Below are 23,046 nucleotides of genomic sequence, written 5' to 3'. Positions count from 1 at the left end.
CCCGGATTTCGTCGGGGTCTGCTCCTAACGTGGTCGCCGTGAGAGTCCTCCATACCTCTGATTGGCACATCGGCCGCACGTTCCACGGCGCCGATCTGCTTACCGAACAGGAGGCCGCCCTCACGCACATCGCCGAACTCGTCGACCGCGAGTCGGTCGACGTCGTGGTGGTGGCCGGTGACATCTACGACCGAGCGGTGCCGTCCGCGGAGGCTGTCCGCGTCGCCACGGCCGCGATGACCCGGATCCGCCGGGCCGGCGCGGAACTCGTGGTCACGCCGGGCAACCACGATTCGGCCGCGCGCCTCGGCGCGTTCGCCGAATTCGCGGCGGCGGGCGGGCTGCACGTCCGCGCGACCGTCGAAGGCATCGCGGAACCCGTTGTGCTGCAGGACGAACACGGACCGGTCGCGTTCTACGGCATCCCGTATCTCGAACCCGAGCCGTCGCGGCACGCGTTGGGCGTGCCGGAGGCGCGCGGCCACACCGGCGTGCTCGGCGAGGCGATGCGGCGGGTGCGGGACGACTTGGCCAGTCGTCCGGGCACCCGATCTGTCGTGCTGGCACACGCTTTCGTCACCGGCGGCGAGGCCAGCGAATCGGAACGCACCATCGCGGTGGGCGGAGTCGAGCAGGTTCCCGGTTCAGTGTTCGACGGCGTGGACTATGTCGCGCTCGGGCACTTGCACGGGCCGCAGACGCTCGCGGAACATCTCCGGTACTCCGGAAGTCCGCTAGCGTATTCGTTTTCCGAAGCGCGGCAACGGAAATCGGTATGGTTCGTGGATCTCGACGCCTCAGGTCTGGCCGAGGTTCGCCGACACGAGCTGCCGGTGCCGCGTCCGCTCGCGACGCTGTCCGGCGAACTCGCCGCTTTGCTCGAGGACCCGGAACACGAGCAATGGCGCGAGCATTTCCTGTCGATCACCGTCACGGATCGAGTCCGTCCAATCGATGCGATGCGGTTGCTGCAGGAGCGTTTTCCCTATGCGGTGCACATGGATTGGCGGCCCGACGGCGGCGTCGCCGGCACCGAACTGAAGTACGCCGAAGCGGTGCGCGGGCGCAGTGACATCGAGATCGCGCGCAGTTTCCTCGACGACTGCCGCGGCGCTCCGCCCACCGAACGCGAGGAGCGGCTCGTGCACCTGGCGCTCGAAGCGGCGAACCGGGCGGCGGTGGAGAAGCTGTGAGACTGCATCTGCTGGAGGTGGAAGCCTTCGGCCCCTACGCGGGGCGGGAGGTGGTGGACTTCGACGCCCTTGGCACCGATGGTCTCTTCCTTCTCCACGGCGACACCGGCGCGGGCAAGACCACGCTGCTCGACGCGATCGCGTTCGCGTTGTTCGGCGTGGTGCCTGGCGCGCGCGGCGACGTCAAGCGGTTGCGCTGCGATCTCGCCGAACCGGATCGGCAGACGGAGGTCGTGCTGGAGCTGACCGTGCAGGGTCAGCGGCTGCGGATCGTGCGCAGCCCGGAGTACCAGCGGCCGAAGAAGCGCGGGGACGGATTCACCACGCAGCAGGCCCGGGTTTCGCTGACCTGGGTCGGCGAACCGCCCGCCGGGCTGCCGCCGGACGGGAGCATCCGCATCGACGAGGTGGCGCGCACCGTCGAGCGGCTGCTGGGCATGACGGCGCCGCAGTTCTTCCAGGTGGTGCTGCTGCCGCAAGGAGAATTCGCGAAGTTCCTGCGCAGCGATACCACGGAGCGCGAGAAGCTGCTGGAGCGGCTTTTCGGCACCGAGCGGTTCTCCGACGTCGAACGCTGGTTCGCCGACCTTCGTGCGGAACGCGGCCGTGCGCTGGAAAAGCGGCAGCAGGAGGTTCGTGAGCTGCTCGCCCGATACGCCCAGGAAGCGCAGCAGGAGCCGCCGGAGGACGGACAGCCGGAGTGGGTCGAGGCTGTCCTGACGGAGGTCGCTGCCCGGGCCGAGGCGGCGGAAACCGAAGCGGCGCAAGCACGTTCGGCGGCGAAGTCCGCTGAGGTCGCGTTGCGCGAGGCGGAAGAGGACGCGGAGAAGATCCGCCGGGTCCGCACCGCGCACACCCGGCTGACGCAGGTCGCCGAGCAGGCAGCCGAACGTGCCGAGTGGACGGAAGAGATCGCGGCGGCTCGGCGCGCTGCCGCGGTGGTTCCCGAAACCGAGCTGATGGACCGGCGCACGGGCGAACTCGGTGACGCCCAAGTGCTGGTGGCGGACCGGATCCGAGACCTCGCCGATCTCGGTTTCGATGCGGTCGGGCTCTCCGTCGCCGATCTTCGCGAGCGCGCTGGCTCCGTTCGCGAGGAAGCCGGTGCTCTCGCCGAGCTGGCGGCGGAAGCCAACCAGCAGAAGAGCGACGAACAGCGCCGTGCGGAGCGGCGGAAAGTCGCAGAGAATGCCGCTGAGCAAGTTGCCGGGCTCGCGGAGCGGTTGGCCGAGTTGCCCGGTCTGCTCGCCGCTGCGCGTAGCGAAGCGACGGTGGCGGGAGAAGCAGCGGCGAAGCTGGACGGCGCGAAGTCCCGCGTCGAAGAGCTGACGGCGCTCACTCGTGCGGCCGAGGAACTGCCGCCGGCTGAAGCGAGGGTCGCGCGCGGCGAAGCGAAACTGCGCGAAGTGGTCGACGAGCACCAGGCGGCTCGGCAACGTCGGCTCGATCTCCGCGAACGGCGTCTCGACGGCATGGCCGCAGAGCTGGCTGCTGGTTTGGCTGATGGAACGGCGTGTCCGGTCTGCGGGTCGGCCGAGCATCCGGCACCGGCCAACCATGACGCGCCGCTGGTGGACGCGGCCGAAGAACGCGCTGCCGAAGAAGCCGAGCAGACGGCCGCGGCGTTGCGTCAGCGAGTGGTGTCCGCGTTGGGGGAGGCCAAGGCGCGGGTGGTCTCCTTGCGCGAACGTCTGGACGGACGCACCGCGGAGGAGATCGCGACCGCGCTGACCGAGGCCCGGACGGTCGTCTCGGAACTCTCCGGAAAGGCGCAGCGCAAGGACCAGCTGAACGCGAAGGTCGCCGAGTTGGAGCGCGGTGCCGAGCAGGTGGCCGAGCAGCGTCGCCTCGCCGAGCAGACGGTCACCGAGGCGACCAGCGAGATCCGTGCGTTGGACGAGCGGATGGCCGAGCGCGAGCAGCGGCTGGCCGCGGGCAGGGGAGAATTCCCGGACGTTCCCGCTCGACGGCAGCACCTGCTCACGTTCGCCGGTGCGCTCGACTTGGCAGCCGAGGCACACGCTGCGGTGTCCGGAGCGGAGGCCCGGCTCGCGGAGCAACGGGATCTGGTGGAAATCTCGTTGCACGCCAAGGGGTTCTCGACCCTGGAGGAAATGCGCGCCGCCGTCCGGACCGACGAGCAGATCACCAAGCTCGAACAGGGTCTCGCAGAGGCGGACGCGATGGCCGCCGGTGCGCGGGAGATGCTCGCGCAACCGGAACTGTTCGGGATCTCTCCGGACGACACGGTGGACGTCGCGCCGCTGGCCGAGCGGGCGAAGGAGACGCGGGCTCGCGCGGAGACGGCTTTCGCCGCGCAGCAAGCGGTTTCGGCGCAGCACCGCGAACTGGTGAAACTCGCCGGACGATTGAGTAAAGCGCTGTCGGAGCTGGAGCCGTTGGAGGAGGAGTACGCCGAACTCCGGGCACTGTCCGAAGTGGTCAACGGGCGAGGGCAGAACGCGCGGAAGATGTCGTTGCGCTCGTACGTGCTGGCGGCTCGACTGGAAGAGGTCGCGCTCGCGGCGACCGCGCGCCTGCGGACCATGAGCCAGGGCCGCTACTCGTTCGTGCACTCGGACGCGGCCGGTGCGCGTGGCACGAGGGGCGGCCTCGGCCTCGACGTGCTGGACGACTACTCCGGCACGGTGCGCCCAGCGAAAACGCTGTCGGGCGGTGAGTCGTTCCTCGCGTCGCTGTCGCTCGCGCTGGGCCTGGCCGACGTCGTGGCAGGCGAAACCGGCGGCGCGCTGCTCGACACCCTCTTCGTGGACGAGGGTTTCGGCACGCTGGACGCCGAAACGCTGGACGTGGTGATGAACATCCTCGACGAACTCCGCGCCGGCGGTCGCGTGGTGGGCTTGGTGTCGCACGTCGAGGAACTCCGCCAGCGCATCCCCACGCGGCTGCGGGTGCGGAAATCCCGCACCGGGTCGAGAGTGGAGTTGCAGATGGCGTGACGAGAACAGGCTGAGCCTGAATCGGGCGACGGCGGTGAGTTATGCGCCGAGGCACGGCTGGGCTGGCTGCGTGGTTGGACGGCCGGATAGCTGGCCAAACCGCGGGACGCAGGCGAGCAGTCCTGGCGTGAGCAGTTCCACGACGCCCCGGCGCTGCTGGAACTGCCGACCGACCGGCTGCGTTCGCCCGCCGGGTCTTTCCGCGGCAATGGCCATTCCTTCCGCCTGCCCGCCGCCGACCTCACCTGGCTGGCTCGTGTCTGGGGCGGCCGCGGGTTTGGCTGGAGGCGGCGACCGGGCGGCTGGGCGGGAAGCGGGTGCGCCGCAAGCTCGCAATGCGGTGGCGGCTGGCTGGTCGCGGAGGGCTAAGGCCCCAGCAAGTCGCGCGGTGAGGCTGGAGTGGTGAGGCATTGTCTGGCTGCGCACCGCCTGGTCGCGGTCGGACCGTGTCTGGTGCGGTGGGGCGTTGTGTGGCTGTGCACGCGCCTAGTCGCAGCCGGGTCACGGCTGGTGCGGTGAGGCGCTGTGTGGCTGCGCACCGCCTGGTCGCGGTCGGACCGTGTCTGGTGCGGTGGGGCGTTGTGTGGCTGTGCACCCGCCTGGTCGCGGTCGGACCGTGTCTGGTGCGGTGAGGCGTTGCGTGGCTGCGCACCCGCCTGGTCGCGGCCGGGTCACGCTTGGTGCGGTGCGGCATTGTGTGGTTGCGCGCCCGTCTGGTCGCGGCCCGGCCACGGCTGGCTGGTGCGGTGAGGCGCTGTGTGGCTGTGCACGCTCCTGGTCGCGGCCGGGTCACGGCTGGTGCGTTGCGGCGTTGCGTGGCTGCACACCCGCCTGGCCGCGGCCAGGCCGCGACTCGTGCGTTGAGGCGGCGAGGTTGCTCACTCGCCGTCGGTTCGGCAGGGGTTGCCTAGCTGCGACCGGTGGGTGCTGAGTCGGCGGCGGCGAGTCCGCTACCGGCTCGGCTGGCAGCGGTGCGGGCAAGCGCGACGGCAGGGGCTGCGGTGCCAAAGGTTAGCCGGGCATCTCAAGCTGGTGAGCTGGCTGCTTCCGAAACGCTTGCCGCTTCGGAAGCAGCCAACCCAACCCAGGCCGCGACCCTCAGGCGGACTCTTCGTGGTGCAGAAGCCACCGCTTAGCGTCCACGCCCCAACGGAAGTTGCCGATCGCTCCGCCAGTCCGCACGACCCGGTGGCAAGGCACGAACAGCGCCGCCGCGTTGCGGGCGCACGCGGTTGCTGCGGCGCGGACCGCTGAGGGGTTGCCGGAGAGGGTGGCGTATTCCGCGTAGCTCACTGGGCTGCCGGGCGGGACTTTGCGCAGCATCTCCCACGCGTGCTCGCGGAACGGGCCCGACCGTTGCCGTACCTCGATGTCGGCGACGGCGTTCAAATCGCCGCCGTGGTAGCGGCGGATCGCGGTCGTCACCGGGCCCAGGTCGCGGCGTTCGGTCAGGGTCGTCGGGGCCAGGGACGGCGAGATGAGCGGCGTCAGCTCGGCGACGTCACCGGTCCAGCCGGAGGCCAGTACGGCGCCGTCGCCTGTCACTACTGCGGTGAACGGGCCGATTTTGGTGTCCAAAGTGGACCAGAAGGCGGTGGGCACGGGGGGAAGTCTCCTCAATCGGTCGGGGAACTGAGATACCGGCTGGCGTACGAACTCCACGGCTGCCAGCCGCGGGCGGACGTCGTCAGGTCGATGCCCAGCTCGGCCGCTCCTCGGCGGACGGCTGGGTCTGCGGACAACAGGACGTCGGGCGCGCCGAGCAGGCGCATTACGACGTAGTCAGCGGTGGCGGGATCGACGCCGGTCGCGAGCATCTCCGCGCGCAGTTCGTCGGCGTCCCGGCCCACGTGCAGGTCCGGTTCTCCGGCGACGATCGCCGCGGCGACCTTCTTGACCAGCGGTTTCACGTCCGCCTCGGCGATGGCGGACGGGGTCGGGAAGAGCGTCGTCAGGGTGTCCATCGGCGGGTCGGCGGGCGGAACGGGCTCGCCGAGCTTGACGACGTCGGCCACGTCCTCGCCGAGCAGGGCGCGGAGCAGGACCTCCGGGCCGTCGACCGCGCCGGGTACGCGGATGCCGGGGACGGCGGCGACCAGCGGGGCCAGCGCCTGGTCGGCGGAGAGCACGCGCGAGACGGCTTCCGGGTCGGCGTCCAGATCCAACAGCCGTCGCACCCGGCTGACGGCGCTGCTCAGGTCGCGCAGGTCCGAAAGTGCCAGGTCGCACTGCACGTGGCCAGCGCGCGGGCTGACCCACACCGAACCGGGGCCGTGGGGCAGTCGCAGGGTGCGGCCGTAGCCGTCCTCCGAAACAGCTTCGATGCCTGGCAACGCCCGGGAGGCGTGGTAGTTCAGCACACCCGCGGCGTCGAACGGGGCACGGAACGGCAGGCGAAGGCTGAGTCGCGTCGCACCGCTGGGTTCGTTGCGGTTTCCACGACGCAGCGACGCTGCGCGGAGCTGTGACGGCGTCGTCGCGAACACCTCGCGGATCGTCTCGTTGAACTGCCGGATGCTGGAGAACCCGGCGGCGAACGCGACGTCCGTGAGCGGCAGCTGCGACATCTCGATCAACAGCCGTGCCGAGTGCGCGCGGTGGGCTCGGGCGAGGCGGATCGGCCCCGCGCCCAGCTCGGCCGTCAAAACGCGGCCGAGCTGGCGTTCCGAGTAGCCGAGCTGACGGGCCAGACCGGGTACGCCTTCGCGCTCGACCAGGCCGTCCGAGATCAGTCGCATCGCGCGGGCGGCCAGGTCGGCGCGCACGTTCCAGTCCGGCGAACCCGGGACCGCGTCCGGCAGGCAGCGGCGGCACGCGCGGAAACCGCTGGCCTGCGCGGCTGCCGACGTGGGGTAGAAGCGGACGTTCTGTGCCTTCGGGGTGAGCGCCGGGCAGGACGGGCGGCAGTAGATGCCCGTCGTGCGCACCGCCATGATGAACTGGCCGTCGAACCGCTGGTCGCGGGCGGTCACCGCGCGGTAGCAGCGCTCGGTGTCGCGCCAGATCGGGATGGTCGAGGTAGCCATGTCGTCGATGATGCCAGCAGGTGAGAGCCCTGACTGGCGGAAAACCGACACGACGTTACCGGGTCGGCGGGGGTCCGCGCGCAGCACGTAGACTTACCGGTCGTGAGTCTCACCCTCGGTATCGTCGGCCTGCCCAACGTCGGCAAGTCCACCCTGTTCAACGCGCTGACGCGCAACGACGTGCTCGCCGCGAACTACCCGTTCGCCACGATCGAGCCCAACGTCGGCGTCGTGCCGCTGCCGGACCCGCGGCTGGACAAGCTGGCCGAGATCTTCTCGTCGGAGAAGACCGTGCCCGCCGTGGTGTCCTTTGTGGACATCGCGGGCATCGTGAAGGGCGCGTCCGAGGGCGCGGGGCTCGGCAACAAGTTCCTCGCGAACATCCGCGAGGCCAACGCGATCTGCCAGGTCATCCGCGTGTTCGACGACCCGGACGTCGTGCACGTCGACGGCCGGATCGACCCGATGTCCGACATCGAGACGATCAACACCGAGCTGATCCTCGCTGACCTGCAGACCCTCGAGAAGGCGTTGCCGCGGCTGGAGAAAGAGGCGCGCACCAAGAAGGAAGCGCGGCCGGCGCTCGAAAACGCCCAGAAGGCCAAGGAAATCCTCGACTCCGGGCGCACGCTGTTCCAGGCGCAGAAGGACATCGACGGCGAGGCGCTGCGCGAGCTGAGCCTGCTCACCACGAAGCCGTTCCTGTACGTCTTCAACGCCGACGAGGCCGTGCTCACCGACGAGGCGCGCCGCGAGGAGCTGGCGAAGCTCGTCGCCCCGGCGGACGCGGTGTTCCTGGACGCGAAGGTCGAGGCCGAGCTGCTGGAGCTGGACGACGAGGAGTCCGTGCGCGAGCTGCTCGAGTCCGTCGGCCAGCTGGAGCCGGGCCTGCACGCGCTGGCCCGCGCCGGTTTCCACACGCTCGGCCTGCAGACGTACCTCACGGCCGGTCCGAAGGAATCCCGCGCCTGGACGATCCCGCAGGGCGCGACCGCCCCGCAGGCCGCCGGCGTCATCCACACGGACTTCGAACGCGGCTTCATCAAGGCCGAGGTCGTGTCGTTCGAGGACCTGGTCGAGGCGGGCTCGATGGCGGCCGCGCGCTCGGCGGGCAAGGTTCGCATGGAGGGCAAGGACTACGTGATGGCCGACGGCGACGTCGTGGAGTTCCGCTTCAACGTCTGACGACCGCCGAACGGGCTGGGGAAGCTCGGGCCGCTCCGTGGTCCCCGGGCCACGAGGTTTCAGTGTTGCTGCGCAACGGATTCGACATCGGCGACAGCGACCTCGAATACTGCGCTTTGGTCCGCGAACCCTCGCCTCGTGGTGAGCGCGCCGATCTGGCGTTGAGTCAGCACTGATCCATTTCGGGGACGAACCGGTGCTGATCCGAAACGAACCCAGCTACGACGACGCCGTGCTCGCCGACGGGATCGTGCGCGAGGTCGTCGCGGGGTTCCTCGATTGCTGACGCACCGGCCTCGGCAGGACGGGAGCCCCGCCGAGGCCGGAGACCAAGGGGTTCAGTTCAGCTCGGCGGCGCTCGAAACAACCACGCCGTACAGATCCCCGATGGTCGCCAACGCGCTGCGGTGCAGCTGCTCGGCGCTGACTTCCCCGTCCGGACCCGGCAACGGCCGCGTGGCGCAGGCGTCGGCGACGACGGTGGGGTGGTTGCCGCGCAGGAAGGCGCCTTCGGTGGTGAACGTGACGCACATGTTGGTCATGAACCCGGCGATCACCACGTTCTCGTGCCCGGCCGCGTCGACCTTCGCGCCCAGGTCGGTGTTCACGAACGAGTTCGGCGCGCCCTTGACGACGACCGGTTCGCCGTCGAGCGGGGCGACGTCCGGGTGGATGCTGCCGATCTCGGCTCGGATGTCGTACGGCGTGCCCTCGCCGCCGTCGTTGACGACGTGGATCACTGTCGCTCCGGCGGCGCGGGCCTTGGCCAGCAAGCCTTGAGCCGCGGTCAGGGCCGGGCGCCAGCCGTCCAGTTCCATGACGCCGCGGGTGTAGGTGTTCTGGTAGTCGACCAGGATCAGGGTCGCGTCGGCCAGCATTGCCGGGGTCTGGTCGAGACCGTTCAGTTCCCGCAGCGTTTTCCGTGCCATGGTGGGGTTTCCTCTCGTTTCCGTTCTGCCCGATCGACGCTAGACTCGGTCCCGGATGTCGGCAATGACATGCGAAGCGCAGAAACCGACATGGGGGAGCGCGATGAAGAGACGGGTGGTCGTGGTCCTGTTCGACCGCATCGACCTGCTCGACGTGACCGGTCCCGCCGAGGTGTTTTCGTTGCTGCAGCGGGAAATGGACCGTCCGACGGGCTACGAGGTGGTGCTCGCGGCCGAGACGCTGGACCCGGTGACCACCTCGGCCGGGGTGCGGGTCCTGCCGGACGTCACGTTCGCGCAGCTGGCGAGGAAGCCGATCGACACCCTGATCGTGCCTGGTGCGGTGACGACGGGGGCGAAAGGGGAGATCGTCGCGCGGTGCGACCCGGCGGTGGTCGAGGAGGTGCGCCGCCTGGCTGGGCGGACGCGGCGGGTGGCGTCCGTCTGCGTCGGCGCGCACCTCCTCGCGGCGGCGGGGCTGCTCGACGGCAAACGGGCCACCACGCACTGGTCGACGGCCCGGCAGCTCGCCGCCGAGCATCCGGAGGTGACCGTCGACGCGGACCCGATCTTCATCCGCGACGGTTCCGTGTGGACGGGCGCCGGGCTGAGCGCGTGCCTGGATCTCGCGCTGGCGCTGGTGGCCGATGATTTCGGTCCGGAACTGGCCTCGCGGGTGGCTCGTCAGCTGGTGATGTTCCTGCGGCGGCCGGGCGGGCAGAGCCAGTTCAGTGTGTCGCTGGAGCCCGCGTCCGCGACCCGGCGGGTGGACGAGCTGCGGCAGTACATCGCGGCTCACCTGGCGGAGCCGCTGACGGTGTCCGAGCTGGCCGCGCACGCGCATGTCACGGACCGGCAGATCACGCGCGTCTTCAAGGCGGAGTTGGGGATGACGCCTGCCGCCTACGTCGAACACGCGCGCGTCGAGGCGGCGAGGCATCGGCTGGAGACGACGGATGAAACTCTGCCGAGAATTGCCCGGAACTGCGGATTCGGCACTGTTTCTACTCTGAACCGGTCGTTTCGGCGGACGTTGACTACGACGCCTAACGAATACCGGGAGCGGTTCCGGATCGGTTAGCCCCGCACTGGAGTATTCCTTGCAGTACAACACTTCCCCGGCCGAATAGCTGGCCGGTCCTTCGCTACGATCGGTCCCCTCATTCAGCGAGGGGGTTTGAATGACGAAAAAACAGCCGTCCGCGATGGCGCCGCCGTGGACCTATCGCGACGACGTGCTGAGCTACACCTGCTACCTCGCCGGCTTGATGGCCGACAACGCCGATCTCGGTCAGGTCGAAGAGGTGCTCGCGCCGTTTCCCGGCCGGAACGCGACCGGCGAGCGGTTCTGGGCCACCGGGGCGGTCGTGGTTTCGGACTTCCGGGCGCTCGGGGACGGCAGCTGGAGCGTCTCGACGCCGTTCGTGGCCGGGACGGGGGCGCTCGGGGTCGGGCTCGTGGCCGGTTCGCTGGTGGGCGGGGCGATCGCCCGGTCCCGGGCACGGCAGAGGGCGGCCGCGGCCGCGGTTCCGCGCTGGGTGCCGATCGAGCAGGGCGGGATCTACCTGAGCCCGCAGGGCTTCCATCTCTACACGCCGCGCGTGCACGGGTGGCACTGGAAGGCGATCACCGGCGCGGCGGTGGTCGCCCCGGCGGTCGTGCATGTGACAGGGAACAGCAAGAACGGCCCGGTCTCCTGGCTGATCCAGTCGGAGTGGGCCGAACTGCTGTTCGTGACCTGGGCGTACGCCGAGCACCCGCGGCATCCGCAGCTCGTCACCGGCCAGTGGCTGCCGCCGGGTTGGGTCGAGCACGCGAAGTGGCATCAGCGAGTCCCGGCGTTGCCGCCCGCGGACCCGGTGCTCTGAGGCGCCCGGCGCAAGGGCTCAGCCGAGCAGACCGAGCACCACCATCGACAGGAGGACGACAGCGGTCGAGAACGCCGCGACCCACGTGCGCTGTGCGGCGGTGAGCTGGGCAGATGTGCTGTTCATGGCGGGTCCTAGCGGGGCGAGTGCCGATGATTACCGCTGGGATAGCGCCTTGATCTAGCTCACTGTTACCGCTTGTGATCAAGGTCACGCCGGGTGCGCGCGGTGTGCCACAGCACGCCTCCCGCGGCGGCCACCATCAGGACGAACGAACCCATTCCCACCACGAGTGCCTGGACCATGCGGACCTCCTTCTCATCGTCTGTCCGGGAGACGCGCGAAGGGGCCTCTTGTGTTGCCAGGGTTGCCGACATCACACCTGGTCAGCGGGCCGCCAGCACCTCGTCGATCTGGCGGGCCAGCGCGAAATCGCGTTCGGTCAGGCCGCCGAGGGAGTGGGTGCTGAGGCGGAAGACGAGCGTGCGCCAGCGGATGTCGATGTCCGGATGGTGGTCGGCCTCCTCGGCGAGCTCGGCCACCCGGTCGACCACCTCGATCGCCGCCGGGAAGGACGGGAGTTCGGCGGTCCGCACGATCGTCGCGTCCTCGCGCCGCCACTCCGGGACGGTGCCGAGGGCCTGGTCCACTGCCGAGTCGTTCAATAGCTGAGTCATCACTCCATGGTGTCGGCTACGCTGCGGCATTGCCACGGGAGTCCGGTACGCCGGGCTGAGAGGCGGGCCGTCAACCCGCGACCGTTCGCACCTGGATCCGGATCATGCCGGCGTAGGGAGGCCGTATCGCTCTCCCTCATCCGGCGCAGTGCAGGAGGGGAAGAATGATGTCGCGGACCGTCCGCACGGTGGCAGGCCTCGCCGGAGTCGCGGTGCTCGCCAGCGCCTGCTCGCTTTCCGGCGGCGACTCGGGCGGGTCGTCCGCGAGCCCGGACCAGAAGACGCCGACCGTCACGCTGGTCACCCACGATTCGTTCGCGGCCCCGCAGGACGTGCTCGACGCCTTCCAGCGCCAGTCCGGGATCAAGCTCAAGATCCTCAAGTCCGGCGACGCCGGCGCGCTCACCAACAAGCTCGTCCTCACCAAGGGCAGTCCGATCGGCGACGTCGCGTACGGCGTCGACAACACCTTCGCCTCCCGCGCGCTCAGCGAGGGCGTCTTCCAGCCCTACACCAGCCCGGAGGCCGACCGCGGTCCGCAGCGCTACTCCGTCGACCCGCAGCACCGGCTGTCGGCCGTCGACCTCGGCGACGTCTGCGTGAACATCGACCCGGCGTACTTCGCGAGCAAGGGGCTGCCGGAGCCGAAGAGCTACGACGACCTCGCCGACCCCAAGTACAAGGACCTGACCGTCGCGGAGAGCCCGGCCACCGCGTCGCCGGGGCTGGCGTTCCTGCTCGGCACGGTCGCGAAGTACGGCGAGGACGGCTGGAAGGGCTACTGGCAGAAGCTGAAGGACAACGGCCTCAAGACCGTGAGCGGCTGGGAGGAGGCCTACACCAAGGACTTCTCCGGCTCGTCGGGCAAGGGCCCGCGGCCGATCGTCGTGTCCTACGCCTCGTCGCCGGCCGCGGAGGTCGGCGAGGACGGCAAGCCGCGCACCAAGGCGCTGCTCGACACGTGCTTCCGCCAGGTCGAGTACGCGGGCGTGCTCACCAACGGCAAGCAGATCCCGCAGGCGCAGAAGGTCGTCGACTTCCTGTTGTCGCAGCAGTTCCAGACGACGGTCGCGGCCAACATGTACGTCTACCCGGCACGCCAGGGCGTCGAACTGCCCGCCGGCTGGGCCACCGCGGCTCCGCTGCCGCAGGCTCCGGCCACCATGCCCGCGGACAAGGTGCAGGCCGGCCGGGAGAAGTGGATCGGGGAATGGCGCTCGCTCATGGGCGCGTGATCCCCGCGCGCACCGTCGGGCTCACGCTGCTCGGCCTCCTGCCGGTCGCGTTCCTGGTGGTGTTCTTCGCCTGGCCGGTCGTCGCGATCGTCGGCCGGGGGTTCTCGGCGGGCGGCGTCGACACCGTGCTCGGCGACCCGCAGACGTGGCGGCTCGCCGGGTTCACGCTGGCCAGCGCGGCCGCGTCGACCGTGGTCGCGGTGGTCGCCGGGCTGCCGGTGGCGTACCTCCTGGCGAGGGTCCGGCTGCCCGGCGTCGGGCTCGCTCGCACGATCGTGCTGGTCCCGTTCGTGCTGCCGACGGTCGTCGTCGGCCTGGCTTTCCGGGCGATCTGGCCGGACGGCGGCGTGCTGCCGCTCGTGCTGGCCAACGCGTTCTTCAACGTCGCCGTCGTCGCGCGCACGGTCGCCGGGCTGTGGGCGCACCTCGATCCGCGAGCGACCGAGGCCGCGCGGGCGCTCGGGGCCTCGCCGTGGCGGGCGTTCCGGTCGGTGACGCTGCCCGCACTCGGCCCGGCGGTCGCGTCCGCTGCCGCGGTGGTGTTTCTGTTTTGCGCCACCAGTTTCGGCGTAGTGCTGATCCTCGGCGGCGGGAGCTACCGGACGCTCGAAACCGAGATCTACCTCCGGACGGTCGACCTGCTCGACCTTTCCGGCGCGGCCGCGTTGTCGCTGATCCAGTTCGCGGCCGTGGTCGCCGCGCTGGTGCTGGGGGCGATGGCGCGCCGGAAGCGGGAGAACGCGGTGAAGCTGCGGTCCGCGCAGGTCACCGCGCGTCGGCCGCGCGGCGGGGAATGGTGGACGGTCGGCGCCGCGGTCGTGGTGCTCGGTCTGCTGCTGACGCCGATCGTCTCGCTGCTGCTCGAATCGGTGTCCGGTTCGGACGGATGGAGTCTCGCCGGATACCGGGCGCTGAACACTGTCGGGCAGAACGACGCGCTGCAGGTCTCCGGCTGGATCGCGGCACAGAATTCGCTCGCCGCGGCCACCGACGCGACGCTGCTGGCGATGGCCGTCGGGCTGATCGCCAGCGTCGTCCTGGTCGCGCTTCGCCGGTCTCCGGGCGGGCTCGCGCGCGGGATGGGCGAGACCATGGACGTCGCGTTGATGCTCCCGCTGGGCGTGTCCGCGGTGACTGTCGGCTTCGGCTACCTCGTGACGCTCGACGCGCTGCCCGGCGACCTCCGCACGTCGCCGCTGCTCGTGCCGTTCGCCCAAGCGCTGGTGATCATGCCGCTGGTGGTGCGGATGATCCTGCCGGTGCTGCGCGCGGTCGACATCCGGCTGCGCCAGGCCGCCGCGACGCTCGGCGCGAGCCCGGCGCGGGTGTGGCGGGAGATCGACTTTCCGCTGGTCGCTCGGTCCGTGGTGGCCGCGGCGGGCTTCGGGTACGTCGTCGCGCTCGGCGAGTTCGGCGCGACCAGCTTCCTCGCGCGGCCGGACGCGCCGACGCTTCCGGTGGCGATCGCGACGCTGATCAGCCGGCCGGGGGAGCTGAACAACCAGATGGCGTACGCCTCGTGCGCCCTGCTCATGATGGTGACTGTGGTGGCGGTGGCCCTGATCGACCGGTTCGGCTCGGTCCGCGGCCGCAGCACGGTCGGGGAGTTCTGATGGCGCTTACGGTACGGGACCTGACTGTCCACTATGGATCGTTCACTGCGGTCCGTGACGCGCGGCTGGACATCGCCGACGGAGAGGTGCTCGCGTTGCTGGGCCCGTCCGGTTCGGGCAAGTCGACGCTGCTGCGCGCGATCACCGGGCTGGAACCGGTGTCGTCCGGTTCGGTGTCCTGGGACGGCGCCGATCTCGCCGCCGTGCCGGTGCACAAGCGCGAATTCGGCCTGGTGTTCCAGGACGGACAGCTGTTTCCGCACCGCGATGTCGCCGCGAACATCGCGTTCGGCCTGCGAATGCACGGCGTGCCTCGCGAACGGCACGCGGCGCGCGTCGAGGAACTGCTGAAGCTCGTCGGCCTCGAAGGCTACGAACGGCGCCGGGTGACGGAGTTGTCCGGCGGGCAGGCGCAGCGGGTCGCGCTGGCCCGCGCGCTGGCCCCGGAACCGCGCTTGCTGTTGCTGGACGAGCCGCTGTCCGGTTTGGACGCTGGACTGCGCGAACAGCTGGCGATCGACCTGGCGGAGCTGTTGCGGCGCAGCAAGATCACCGCGCTGCTGGTCACGCACGATCAGGAGGAAGCGTTCACGCTGGCCGATCGCGTCGCGGTGCTCGACGCTGGGGAGATCCGGCAGGAGGGCGCGGTCCGGTCAGTGTGGAACAGGCCGGTGGACGACCAGGTCGCGCGCTTCCTCGGCGTCACCACGTTCCTCGACGGCACCGCGGCTGACGGCGTAGTGCGGACCGAGCTAGGCACCGTCGAGCTGGGCGTGGACGACGGTCCGGTCCGGCTCGGATTTCGCCCGCACGGCCTGAAAGTCGCCAAAGAAGGCGTGCCCGGCGAAGTGACCGCGGCGGTGCACCGGCGGGAGCATCTGCGGCTGGTCGTCCGGTGCGGGGAGTCCACTGTGGACGCAGTGGCCCCGGCCGGGGCGGACATCCGGGCAGGCGACCCCGTCCGGCTCGAACCGGATCCGGACGGGATCGCCGTGGTGGGCTGAACCCCCAGGTCAGCCGTCCCGGGTGACGAGGCGTCCGTAGGCCAGCGACAGCCCGACCACGATGTAGCAGGCCGCGCGGATCGCGCCCTCGCCGAGCTTCGTCAGCTCCATCGGATCCTGCAGGACGGCGACCGGGACCAGCGTCCAGCCCTCCGTGAGCAGGAACGGGTGCAGCCAGTTCAGCGAGGTCAGGAAGCCGAGGATGGTGAACACGATGTTCCCGGCCAGCACTGACGCGACCACGAGCATCGGGTGTTCCGTCCAGCTCGACACCGCCAGCGCGACCGCGCCGATCGCCCACAGCTGCAGCACGATCCAGCCGCCGACGAGCAGGATCCGCAGCAGCGCCTCGCCGAGCGACAACGTGGTGCCCGACAGCGTGAACAGCGAATCCGTGCCGTTGATGATCAATCCGGTGGCCACGCCGGTCACGCACATCGCGAGCACCGCGACCACCGACACCGTCGCGACGCCGAACGCCTTGACCGTCAGCAGCCGACCCCGGCTCACCGGCGCGACGAGCCAGCCGCGCAGCGTGCCGTGCGCGGCCTCGCCGGCGATCGCGTCCGCGCCCGCCATCGCGGAGGCGAGCGGCAGCAGCAGCGTGAGCGTCATGACCATCGCGGCGATCGGCAGCACGAGCGCGTTGTTCACCGCAGAGGCCAGCAGTGCGGCACCGCCGTCTCCGGGAGCTTCGTTCCCGGCGTTCTGCCCGACCAGCGTGAGCCCGATCCCGACGACGATCGGCACCAGCGCCAGCAGCCCCAGCACGGCGAGCGTGCGCGGCCTGCGGAAGATCCAGCGCAGCTCCGCGGCGAACAGCCGGAGCAACGGCACCGTGTCGTGCCCGGTCCGGCTCACCGGCACCGCGACCGCAGCGGTAGTCATTTCGCCTCCACTGGAATAAGTACGTCGGCGGCAGTCATTTCGCCTCCGCGGGAAAAAGTACGTCGGCGGTAGTCACAGCGCTTCCCCCTCAGCTTCTTCGCCGGCCGCCGATTCCCCTTCGGTCAGCCGCGCGAACAGGTCCTCCAGCCCGGTCCGCGCCCGGGTCGCCTCGTGCACCTCGACGCCGGCTTGCACGAGCACCTGCAGCACTCGCGGCGCGGGCGTCGCGGTGAGGTCGACGCGGACGCCGTCCGGCGTGAGCCGGGCCCCGATCCGGTTCTCCCGCAACGTTTCCACCGCGTGCTCGGCGTCCGGCGTGCGCACCAGCAGCGCGGCGTTCCCGGATTCCAGCAGGTCCGCCAGCTCGCCCTGGGCGACGACGGTGCCGGACTGCAGCACCGCCACGTGCGTGCAGGTCGCTTCGACCTCGGCCAGCAGGTGCGACGACACCACCACGGTCACGCCGTCCGCGTGCAGATCGGCGACGATACGGCGGATCTCCCTGGTACCCGCCGGATCCAGACCGTTCGTGGGTTCGTCGAGCACGACCATCCGGCGCGGCACCAGCAGCGCGCTCGCGAGCCCGAGCCGCTGCTTCATCCCGAGCGAATAGCCCTTGTACCGGCGGCGCGCGGCGGCCGACAGCCCGACGCGGTCCAGTGCGGCGTCGACCGCGCCGGGGATCGCGGACGACGCCAGCCGCGGTTCGGCGGCGGCGAACCGCAGCAGGTTGTCGCGTCCGGAAAGGAACGGGTGGAAGCCCGGCCCCTCGACCAGCGCGCCGACGTCCGGCAGCGCGTGCGCGGACTCCTCCGGCATTTTCCGGCCGAGCAGTTCGACCTCGCCCGCGGTCGGGCGGACGAGCCCGAGCAGCATCCGGATCGTGGTCGTCTTGCCCGAACCGTTGGGCCCGAGCATGCCGAGCACGGCGCCCTCGGGCACGTCCAGGTCCACGTGGTCCACCGCGACGGTGCTGCGGTAGACCTTGCGCAGCCCTCGGGTGCGCGCGGCCAGCGGGACCGCCGGGGCGGGCACCTCGTCCGAGATGCCCGCCCCGGTTTCGACCGCGGTGCTGGTCACTTGGCGCCCAGCGCTTCGTAGAGGACCTGCTCCGGAACCGCGCCCGCGGCGAACCGGCCGTCGTCGGTCAGTACCGCGCCGCCCACCTTCGTGGTGAAGAGGTAGCCGCTGCCCCACGGGCCGTTGACCCGCTTGGCGAACCGGCTCAGCATCTTCTGCACGTCCGCGCCTTTCGCCTCGCCCTGCGCCTGCTGCTTCGGCTTCATCAGGTCCGCGGGCACCTTGCCGGTGACGACGGTGTCCCAGCCGTCGCCGACGAGCTTGGTCGCCTGCATGGCCTCGTTCACCAGCGCCTTGTCGCGCTCGTCGATCTTGGCCTGCTTCTCGGTCACCTTCGCGCCCTTGGGCGGGGTGAAGGCGAACAGGTCGGCCGACTGGTCGGCGAACTCGATCTTGCTGAACGCCAGCTCCAGCGCCGGGGCGGTGGTCCCGTTGCTCAGCACCGAAAGCCGCAGCGGCATCCGGGTCTGCGAGTCGACCGCGACGCGGATCTCGCGCAGCAGCGTGCGTTCGGTCGGCTTCGGAGTGAGGACCAGCTCGTACGCCGGCCGGTCGGCGACCGTGGCCGTGCCGTCGACCGCGACGTTGCTGCTCTCGCGCACCTTGGCGAGCAGTTCCTTGGCCGCGGTGGACGGGTCGGCGGCCTTGCCCTCGACCGAGTGGTGCTTGGTCGCGACCTCCGCCGGGATCGTGGTCTTGGTCGCGCTGTTGGTCTTGGAGTCGTAGTCCCACACGGTGTTGCCGTTGTGGACGATCGTCTCCTGTGTCTGCCCCTTGGTCAGCGACACCTTCGTCTTGCCGGTGCCGTCGCTGAACACCTGCGCCGAGTCGATGCCCAGCGCGCCCGCCCCCGGTACCGCGCCCATCGCCATCTGCGGCAGGCCGAGGTCGTTGCTCACCTTCACCGTGCCGTCGAACGGCGCCGGCTTCGCGGTGACCACCGACTGCACGAGGTCCTCCGCGCTGACCTGCGGCAGCTTCGGCGCGTCCCCCGCCGAAGCGGGCATCGCCACCACGACCAGCCCGCCCACGCCGAGCGCGGTGCCGACGACGGCCGCGGTGATGGCCTTCTTCTTCGGATCCATCTCGTCTCTCCCTGTGTTCCCGGGCTCTGGTGGGCCCGGCTCCCGGTGCAGACGTTCCACTGCCGAGGCTGAGATACCCCTGAATGTTCGGCCCGTTCAGCTGAGATGGCACTGAGAGTACGCGCGTCAACTGCACAAACCGGCCATGATGAGGATCGTGAAACCTCGGGTGCTGGTGGTCGACGACGAACCTGGTGTGCGCAAGGCGCTGCAACGCGGCCTGCGCGCGGAGGACATGGACGTGGTCACCGCCGCGGACGGGCCGACCGGGCTGCAGCTCGCGCGCACCGGTTCGTTCGACGTCGTGCTGCTGGACATCATGCTGCCCGGGTTGTCCGGCTATCGCGTGCTGGAACGGCTGCGCGCGGAGAACGTGACCACGCCGGTGCTGCTGGTGTCGGCGAAGGACGGCGAAATCGACCAGGCCGACGGCCTCGACCTCGGCGCGGACGGCTATCTCGTGAAGCCGTTCTCCTTCGTCGTGCTGGTCGCGCAAGTTCGGGCGGTGCTGCGGCGCGCCGGGCCGGACGCTTCACGCGGCGCGCTGAAACTCGGTGCGCTGGAGGTCGACCGGGCGCTGCGGCAGGTGCGCTGGGACGGGCAGGAAGTGCCGCTGAGCCCGCGCGAATTCGGGCTGCTGGAGGTGCTCGTCGGCCGCGCGGGGACGGTCGTGACGAAGGACGAGCTGCTGCGCGCGGTGTGGGGCGAGGAGCAGGCCGTCACGCGGAATCTTGTTGAGGTGTACGTGGGTTACGTGCGGCGCAAGCTCGACGCGGTCGGCGCGGGCTCGATCCTGCGCACGGTGCGCGGGCACGGTTATCTCGCCTCCGACGACCAGCTAGACGAGGTCAGGTGACCGGCTCGCCGTCGTCGTGGTGGAGCCGCCGTTCGCTGCAGGTCCGGATCACCTTGCTGGCCGCGGCGATCACCCTCGGCTGCCTGCTGGGCCTCGCCGCGCTGGCGGCGAACAAGCTCGACCCGCTGCTCACGGACTCGGTCGACAAGGAGCTGACCGCCGCGCTCGGCCCGGCGACCGCCGCGGTCTCCGCCGGGACTCCGCTCGCCTCGGCGGACCCGGTTTCGGTGCGGGTGCTGGACATCGCCGGAAACCCGGCGGACGGCCAGGCGCGGCCGAAGCTGACCGATCAGGAGGTCTCGCAGCTCAAGGCGGGCTTGCCGGTGCAGTCGGACGGCTCGCGCTGGCGCGGCCAGGTGGTCAGCACGCCGAACGGCAGCCAGCGGCTGGTCGTCGCCGGGGCCGGGCTGGTCGGGTTCGCCGCCGCGGTGCATTACGGCGGACTGTGGCTGGTCGTGGTCGCGCTGGTCGGCGCGCTGGTGGCGGGCCTGGCGACCTGGCTGGTCGTGCGGCTCGCGCTGCGGCCGGTGGCGCGGATGCGCGGGCTGGTGCGCGCGCTGCCGCCGGGTTCGCGGCTGCCGCTGCCGACGTCGCACGACGAAATGCGTGCGCTGGCCGAGGAATTCAACGCGCTGCTCGAACGCCAGGAGGAGGTCAGCCAACGGCTGCGCCGGTTCACCGGCGACGCGGCGCACGAGCTGCGGTCACCGGTCGCGTCGATCCGGGTGCAGGCCGAGGTGGCCGTGACGAATCCCGATCCGGAGCTGGCGCAGGAGACGCTGTCGGACATCCTCGAGGAGTCGGAACGGCTGTCCGGCCTGCTCGACGGCCTGCTCGCGCTGGCTCGTTCGGACGCCGGCGAGGTGCCGCCCGCGGAACCGGTCGAGGTGGTGTCCGAGGTCCGCGCGGCGGTGCGCCGGCTGCCGCCCGGGGTGCCGGACACGCGGGTGAGCAGCGCGGTGGCGCAGGCCTGGGCGTCGGCGGCGCACCAGGAGGTCGAACTGGTGCTGGACAACCTGCTGCGCAACGCCTGCCGGTACGCGTCCGGGCAGATCGTGGTGTCCGTGCTGGCCTCGCGCTCGAAGGTGCGGGTCGTGGTGGACGACGACGGCCCGGGCATCGCGCCCGAGCACCGGAGCAAGGTGTTCGACCGTTTCTATCGCGTGTCCGACGACCGGGCGCGCTCGTCCGGCGGAACCGGCCTCGGCCTGGCGATGGTCGCCGAAACGGTGCGCCGGCGAGGGGGCAAGGTCCGGGTCGGCGAATCCCCGGACGGCGGCGCGCGCTTCGAGGTCACCTGGCGGGCGGGCGCGGACCGGTGAATCCGGTGGGGGAGACTGAGCGCATGGACGCGGTCATCGTCGGGGCGGCACTGGTGCGCGACGGCAAGCTTCTTGCCCAGCAACGGGCTTGGCCGCCGCATCACGCGGGCCAGTGGGAGCTGCCGGGCGGGCGCGTCGAGGAGGGCGAGACCGAGGCCTTCGCGCTGGCCAGGGAATGCCAAGAGGAACTGGACGTGGTGGTCACCGTCGGCGACCGGGTCGGCCCGGAAATCCCGCTGCCGGGCGGAAAAGTCCTGCGCGTGTACTCCGCCGCGCTGCTGTCCCCAGGCGACGAGCCGCGCGCCGTCGAACACACCGCCCTGCGCTGGGTCGGCCACGACGAACTGGACGATTTGGACTGGCTGCCCGCGGACCGGGACCTGCTTCCCGCACTGCACGCCCTCGTGAGTGCTGATTCCGAGTAGAACCAGCACTCACGAGGCGCTTCAAGCCGCCCCGACCATCCGCAAGGCCGACGACACCCGGTGCGCACTGCGATCGATCGCCCGCTCGGCCCCCGCTTTGCGAACCCGCTCCAGCTCAGCGACGTCGTCGAGCAACGCGCGCGTCCCTTCCCGGACCGGCCGCAACTCCTCGATCACCGCATCTGCGACAGCGTCCTTGAGCACGCCGTACGACGGATACTTCTCAGCCAGCTCGGCAGGATCGCCACCCCCGCACGCCGCGAGGATCTCCAGCAAATTCGAGATCCCCGGCCGATTCACCGGATCGTAGACCGGCACCGAATCCCCGTCGGTGCGCGCCTTGCGAATCTTGCGCCGAACCTGATCCGGCTCGTCCAGCACGAACACCACCCCCGCGGAATCCTGGGCGGACTTGGACATCTTCCGGGTCGGCTCAGCCAGATCCTTCACGCGCGCCCCCGCAGGCGGCAACGTCGCCTCGGGGATGACGAACACCTCGCCGTACGTCGAGTTGAACCGCCGGGCAAGCGTGCGCGCCAACTCGACATGCTGCCGCTGATCCTCCCCGACCGGCACCTCGTCCGCGCCCTGCAACAAGATGTCCGCCGCCATCAACACCGGATAGGTCAGCAAACTGAGCCGAACGCCCGCCTGCCCCTTGGATTTCTCCTTGAACTGGATCATCCGCGCCGCCTCGCCGTAAGAGCAGGTGCACTCCAGCACCCAGGTCAGCGCCCCGAGTTCCCGGGCAAGATCGGATTGCACGAACACCCGCTCCGGCGCGATCCCCGAGGCCACCAGCACGGCGAGCTGCTCAGTCGCCAACGCCCGCAACTTGGCCGGATTGTGCGCGGTAGTCATCGCATGAAGGTCGGACACGAAGTACAAGTCGTCCGGCCCGCCGTCGGCCGCCCACCGCCGCAACGCGCCGAGGTAGTTGCCGAGCTGAACGTGACCGGACGGAGTGATGCCGGACAGCTGGACCATCGGATTTTCCTCTCCCTTGGGTTGTCAGGCCCCCGGGAGCAGGCACGAAAAAAGCCGCCCACCGGGGCGGCCTTCGCTGGGTTTTTCAGCGCAGAGCTAAGGGGCCGCCAACGGACGGCCACCACTGAGTGCTCTGGAAACGCATGCGACGAGCCTAGCACCGGACTACGGTGCGAAGCATGTTCGTCGTCGTGCTCACGTACATCGTTCCGCTAGACGAAATCGACCGCGCCCTCCCGGCCCACAAAGAATGGCTGACGAAGCAGTACGAAGACGGCCACTTCCTGGCCTCCGGCGGCCAGAAACCCCGCACCGGCGGCGTCATCATCACCCGCCCCATGGACCGCGCACAGCTGGACGCGATCCTGGCCACCGACCCCTTCGCGGTCGACCGGTTGGCCACCTACGAGATCATCCACTTCCAGCCCACCAGAACAGCCCCGGAACTGAACCTGGTGAACGAACTCCTGGACAACTAAGCCGTCCGTGAGGGGAACCCTCACAGACTCTGAGTCCCTCAGGTTTCCCCTCACGACCCTCTCGCCGGACGTGAAGGGCTCCTTGAGGGAATTAGATTCCCTCAAGGAGCCCTTCACGGACCGCTCCCCGCCGACCGCCGACCCAGCCGAGATCCCCCAATGTGGCATTGGGTGCGTCTGACGCACCGAACGCCACATTGGGTGCGTCGCATGCGCCCAATGCCACATTGGGGC

20 protein-coding genes and 1 riboswitch are annotated in these 23,046 nt (G+C 70.3%); of the genes, 12 read left to right on the top strand and 8 right to left on the bottom strand.

Annotation, left to right across the window (positions count from 1 at the left end):
• Positions 1–38: 38 nt before the first annotated feature.
• The gene (locus SSMG_RS32355; protein WP_037718346.1) at positions 39–1,193 is read left to right on the top strand and encodes an exonuclease SbcCD subunit D; all 1,155 of its coding nucleotides are present in this window, start codon (positions 39–41) and stop codon (positions 1,191–1,193) included.
• Complete coding sequence (locus tag SSMG_RS32350) at positions 1,190–4,153, top strand: AAA family ATPase (protein ID WP_037715573.1); 2,964 nt, start codon at positions 1,190–1,192, stop codon at positions 4,151–4,153. Before SSMG_RS32355 ends, SSMG_RS32350 begins: the two co-directional genes overlap by 4 nt.
• Positions 4,154–5,251: 1,098 nt before the next feature.
• Here SSMG_RS32350 and SSMG_RS32345 read toward each other — a convergent pair.
• The gene (locus SSMG_RS32345) at positions 5,252–5,755 is read right to left on the bottom strand and encodes a methylated-DNA--[protein]-cysteine S-methyltransferase (RefSeq protein WP_009083099.1); all 504 of its coding nucleotides are present in this window, start codon (positions 5,753–5,755) and stop codon (positions 5,252–5,254) included.
• 14 nt (positions 5,756–5,769) lie between these two features.
• The gene (locus SSMG_RS32340; RefSeq protein ID WP_199786385.1) at positions 5,770–7,158 is read right to left on the bottom strand and encodes a DNA-3-methyladenine glycosylase 2 family protein; all 1,389 of its coding nucleotides are present in this window, start codon (positions 7,156–7,158) and stop codon (positions 5,770–5,772) included.
• Between the two features lie 123 nt (positions 7,159–7,281).
• On the opposite strand from SSMG_RS32340, the gene ychF reads away from it, so the two are divergent.
• Positions 7,282–8,364: a redox-regulated ATPase YchF gene (gene ychF / locus SSMG_RS32335; protein WP_009083095.1), complete on the top strand. Its 1,083-nt coding sequence runs from the start codon at positions 7,282–7,284 to the stop codon at positions 8,362–8,364.
• A 338-nt stretch (positions 8,365–8,702) separates the two neighbouring features.
• Here the strand turns inward: ychF and SSMG_RS32330 are convergent, their stop codons facing one another.
• Positions 8,703–9,293 (bottom strand): cysteine hydrolase family protein, encoded by a 591-nt coding sequence (locus SSMG_RS32330; RefSeq protein ID WP_009083094.1) that lies wholly within the window; start codon positions 9,291–9,293, stop codon positions 8,703–8,705.
• Positions 9,294–9,396: 103 nt separating this feature from the next.
• On the opposite strand from SSMG_RS32330, the gene SSMG_RS32325 reads away from it, so the two are divergent.
• Complete coding sequence (locus tag SSMG_RS32325) at positions 9,397–10,374, top strand: GlxA family transcriptional regulator (protein WP_037715568.1); 978 nt, start codon at positions 9,397–9,399, stop codon at positions 10,372–10,374.
• A 100-nt stretch (positions 10,375–10,474) separates the two neighbouring features.
• A complete protein-coding gene (locus SSMG_RS32320; protein WP_009083090.1) occupies positions 10,475–11,161 on the top strand; it encodes a hypothetical protein in 687 nt (228 codons plus the stop codon).
• A 386-nt stretch (positions 11,162–11,547) separates the two neighbouring features.
• Here the strand turns inward: SSMG_RS32320 and SSMG_RS32315 are convergent, their stop codons facing one another.
• Complete coding sequence (locus SSMG_RS32315; RefSeq protein WP_009083086.1) at positions 11,548–11,838, bottom strand: 4a-hydroxytetrahydrobiopterin dehydratase; 291 nt, start codon at positions 11,836–11,838, stop codon at positions 11,548–11,550.
• A gap of 24 nt (positions 11,839–11,862) precedes the next feature.
• A riboswitch (TPP riboswitch) is annotated at positions 11,863–11,974 on the top strand.
• 31 nt (positions 11,975–12,005) lie between these two features.
• On the opposite strand from SSMG_RS32315, the gene SSMG_RS32310 reads away from it, so the two are divergent.
• The 3 genes from SSMG_RS32310 to SSMG_RS32300 are packed head-to-tail and all read left to right on the top strand — an operon-like array spanning position 12,006 to position 15,690.
• Positions 12,006–13,073: a thiamine ABC transporter substrate binding subunit gene (locus SSMG_RS32310; protein WP_078561167.1), complete on the top strand. Its 1,068-nt coding sequence runs from the start codon at positions 12,006–12,008 to the stop codon at positions 13,071–13,073.
• Entirely contained in the window at positions 13,049–14,686 is a 1,638-nt protein-coding gene (locus SSMG_RS32305; protein ID WP_050788333.1) for an iron ABC transporter permease, read from the top strand. The genes SSMG_RS32310 and SSMG_RS32305 overlap by 25 nt, the downstream gene beginning before the upstream one ends.
• Entirely contained in the window at positions 14,686–15,690 is a 1,005-nt protein-coding gene (locus SSMG_RS32300; protein WP_009083080.1) for an ABC transporter ATP-binding protein, read from the top strand. The genes SSMG_RS32305 and SSMG_RS32300 overlap by 1 nt, the downstream gene beginning before the upstream one ends.
• Before the next feature lie 9 nt (positions 15,691–15,699).
• Here the strand turns inward: SSMG_RS32300 and SSMG_RS32295 are convergent, their stop codons facing one another.
• The 3 genes from SSMG_RS32295 to SSMG_RS32285 all read right to left on the bottom strand — a co-directional run bounded on the left by SSMG_RS32295 (position 15,700) and on the right by SSMG_RS32285 (position 18,743).
• The gene (locus SSMG_RS32295) at positions 15,700–16,578 is read right to left on the bottom strand and encodes an ABC transporter permease (RefSeq protein WP_009083079.1); all 879 of its coding nucleotides are present in this window, start codon (positions 16,576–16,578) and stop codon (positions 15,700–15,702) included.
• A gap of 72 nt (positions 16,579–16,650) precedes the next feature.
• Positions 16,651–17,658, bottom strand: a complete 1,008-nt coding sequence (locus tag SSMG_RS32290) for an ABC transporter ATP-binding protein (RefSeq protein WP_037715566.1) — start codon at positions 17,656–17,658, stop codon at positions 16,651–16,653.
• Complete coding sequence (locus tag SSMG_RS32285; RefSeq protein ID WP_009083077.1) at positions 17,655–18,743, bottom strand: outer membrane lipoprotein carrier protein LolA; 1,089 nt, start codon at positions 18,741–18,743, stop codon at positions 17,655–17,657. Before SSMG_RS32285 ends, SSMG_RS32290 begins: the two co-directional genes overlap by 4 nt.
• A 145-nt stretch (positions 18,744–18,888) precedes the next feature.
• On the opposite strand from SSMG_RS32285, the gene SSMG_RS32280 reads away from it, so the two are divergent.
• The 3 genes from SSMG_RS32280 to SSMG_RS32270 are packed head-to-tail and all read left to right on the top strand — an operon-like array spanning position 18,889 to position 21,346.
• Complete coding sequence (locus SSMG_RS32280) at positions 18,889–19,599, top strand: response regulator transcription factor (protein ID WP_037715564.1); 711 nt, start codon at positions 18,889–18,891, stop codon at positions 19,597–19,599.
• A complete protein-coding gene (locus SSMG_RS32275) occupies positions 19,596–20,921 on the top strand; it encodes a HAMP domain-containing sensor histidine kinase (protein ID WP_009083075.1) in 1,326 nt (441 codons plus the stop codon). Before SSMG_RS32280 ends, SSMG_RS32275 begins: the two co-directional genes overlap by 4 nt.
• A 23-nt stretch (positions 20,922–20,944) precedes the next feature.
• Positions 20,945–21,346, top strand: a complete 402-nt coding sequence (locus SSMG_RS32270) for a (deoxy)nucleoside triphosphate pyrophosphohydrolase (protein WP_037715561.1) — start codon at positions 20,945–20,947, stop codon at positions 21,344–21,346.
• A gap of 21 nt (positions 21,347–21,367) precedes the next feature.
• Here SSMG_RS32270 and trpS read toward each other — a convergent pair whose 3' ends face one another.
• Positions 21,368–22,333 (bottom strand): tryptophan--tRNA ligase, encoded by a 966-nt coding sequence (trpS, locus tag SSMG_RS32265; protein WP_009083072.1) that lies wholly within the window; start codon positions 22,331–22,333, stop codon positions 21,368–21,370.
• 179 nt (positions 22,334–22,512) lie between these two features.
• On the opposite strand from trpS, the gene SSMG_RS32260 reads away from it, so the two are divergent.
• A complete protein-coding gene (locus tag SSMG_RS32260; RefSeq protein WP_009083071.1) occupies positions 22,513–22,812 on the top strand; it encodes a YciI family protein in 300 nt (99 codons plus the stop codon).
• The last annotated feature ends 234 nt before the right edge of the window (positions 22,813–23,046 follow it).

This window comes from Streptomyces sp. AA4 (assembly GCF_000158875.1).
Taxonomy (GTDB): domain Bacteria; phylum Actinomycetota; class Actinomycetes; order Mycobacteriales; family Pseudonocardiaceae; genus Amycolatopsis.
This window is presented reverse-complemented; position numbering and strand designations above follow the sequence as displayed.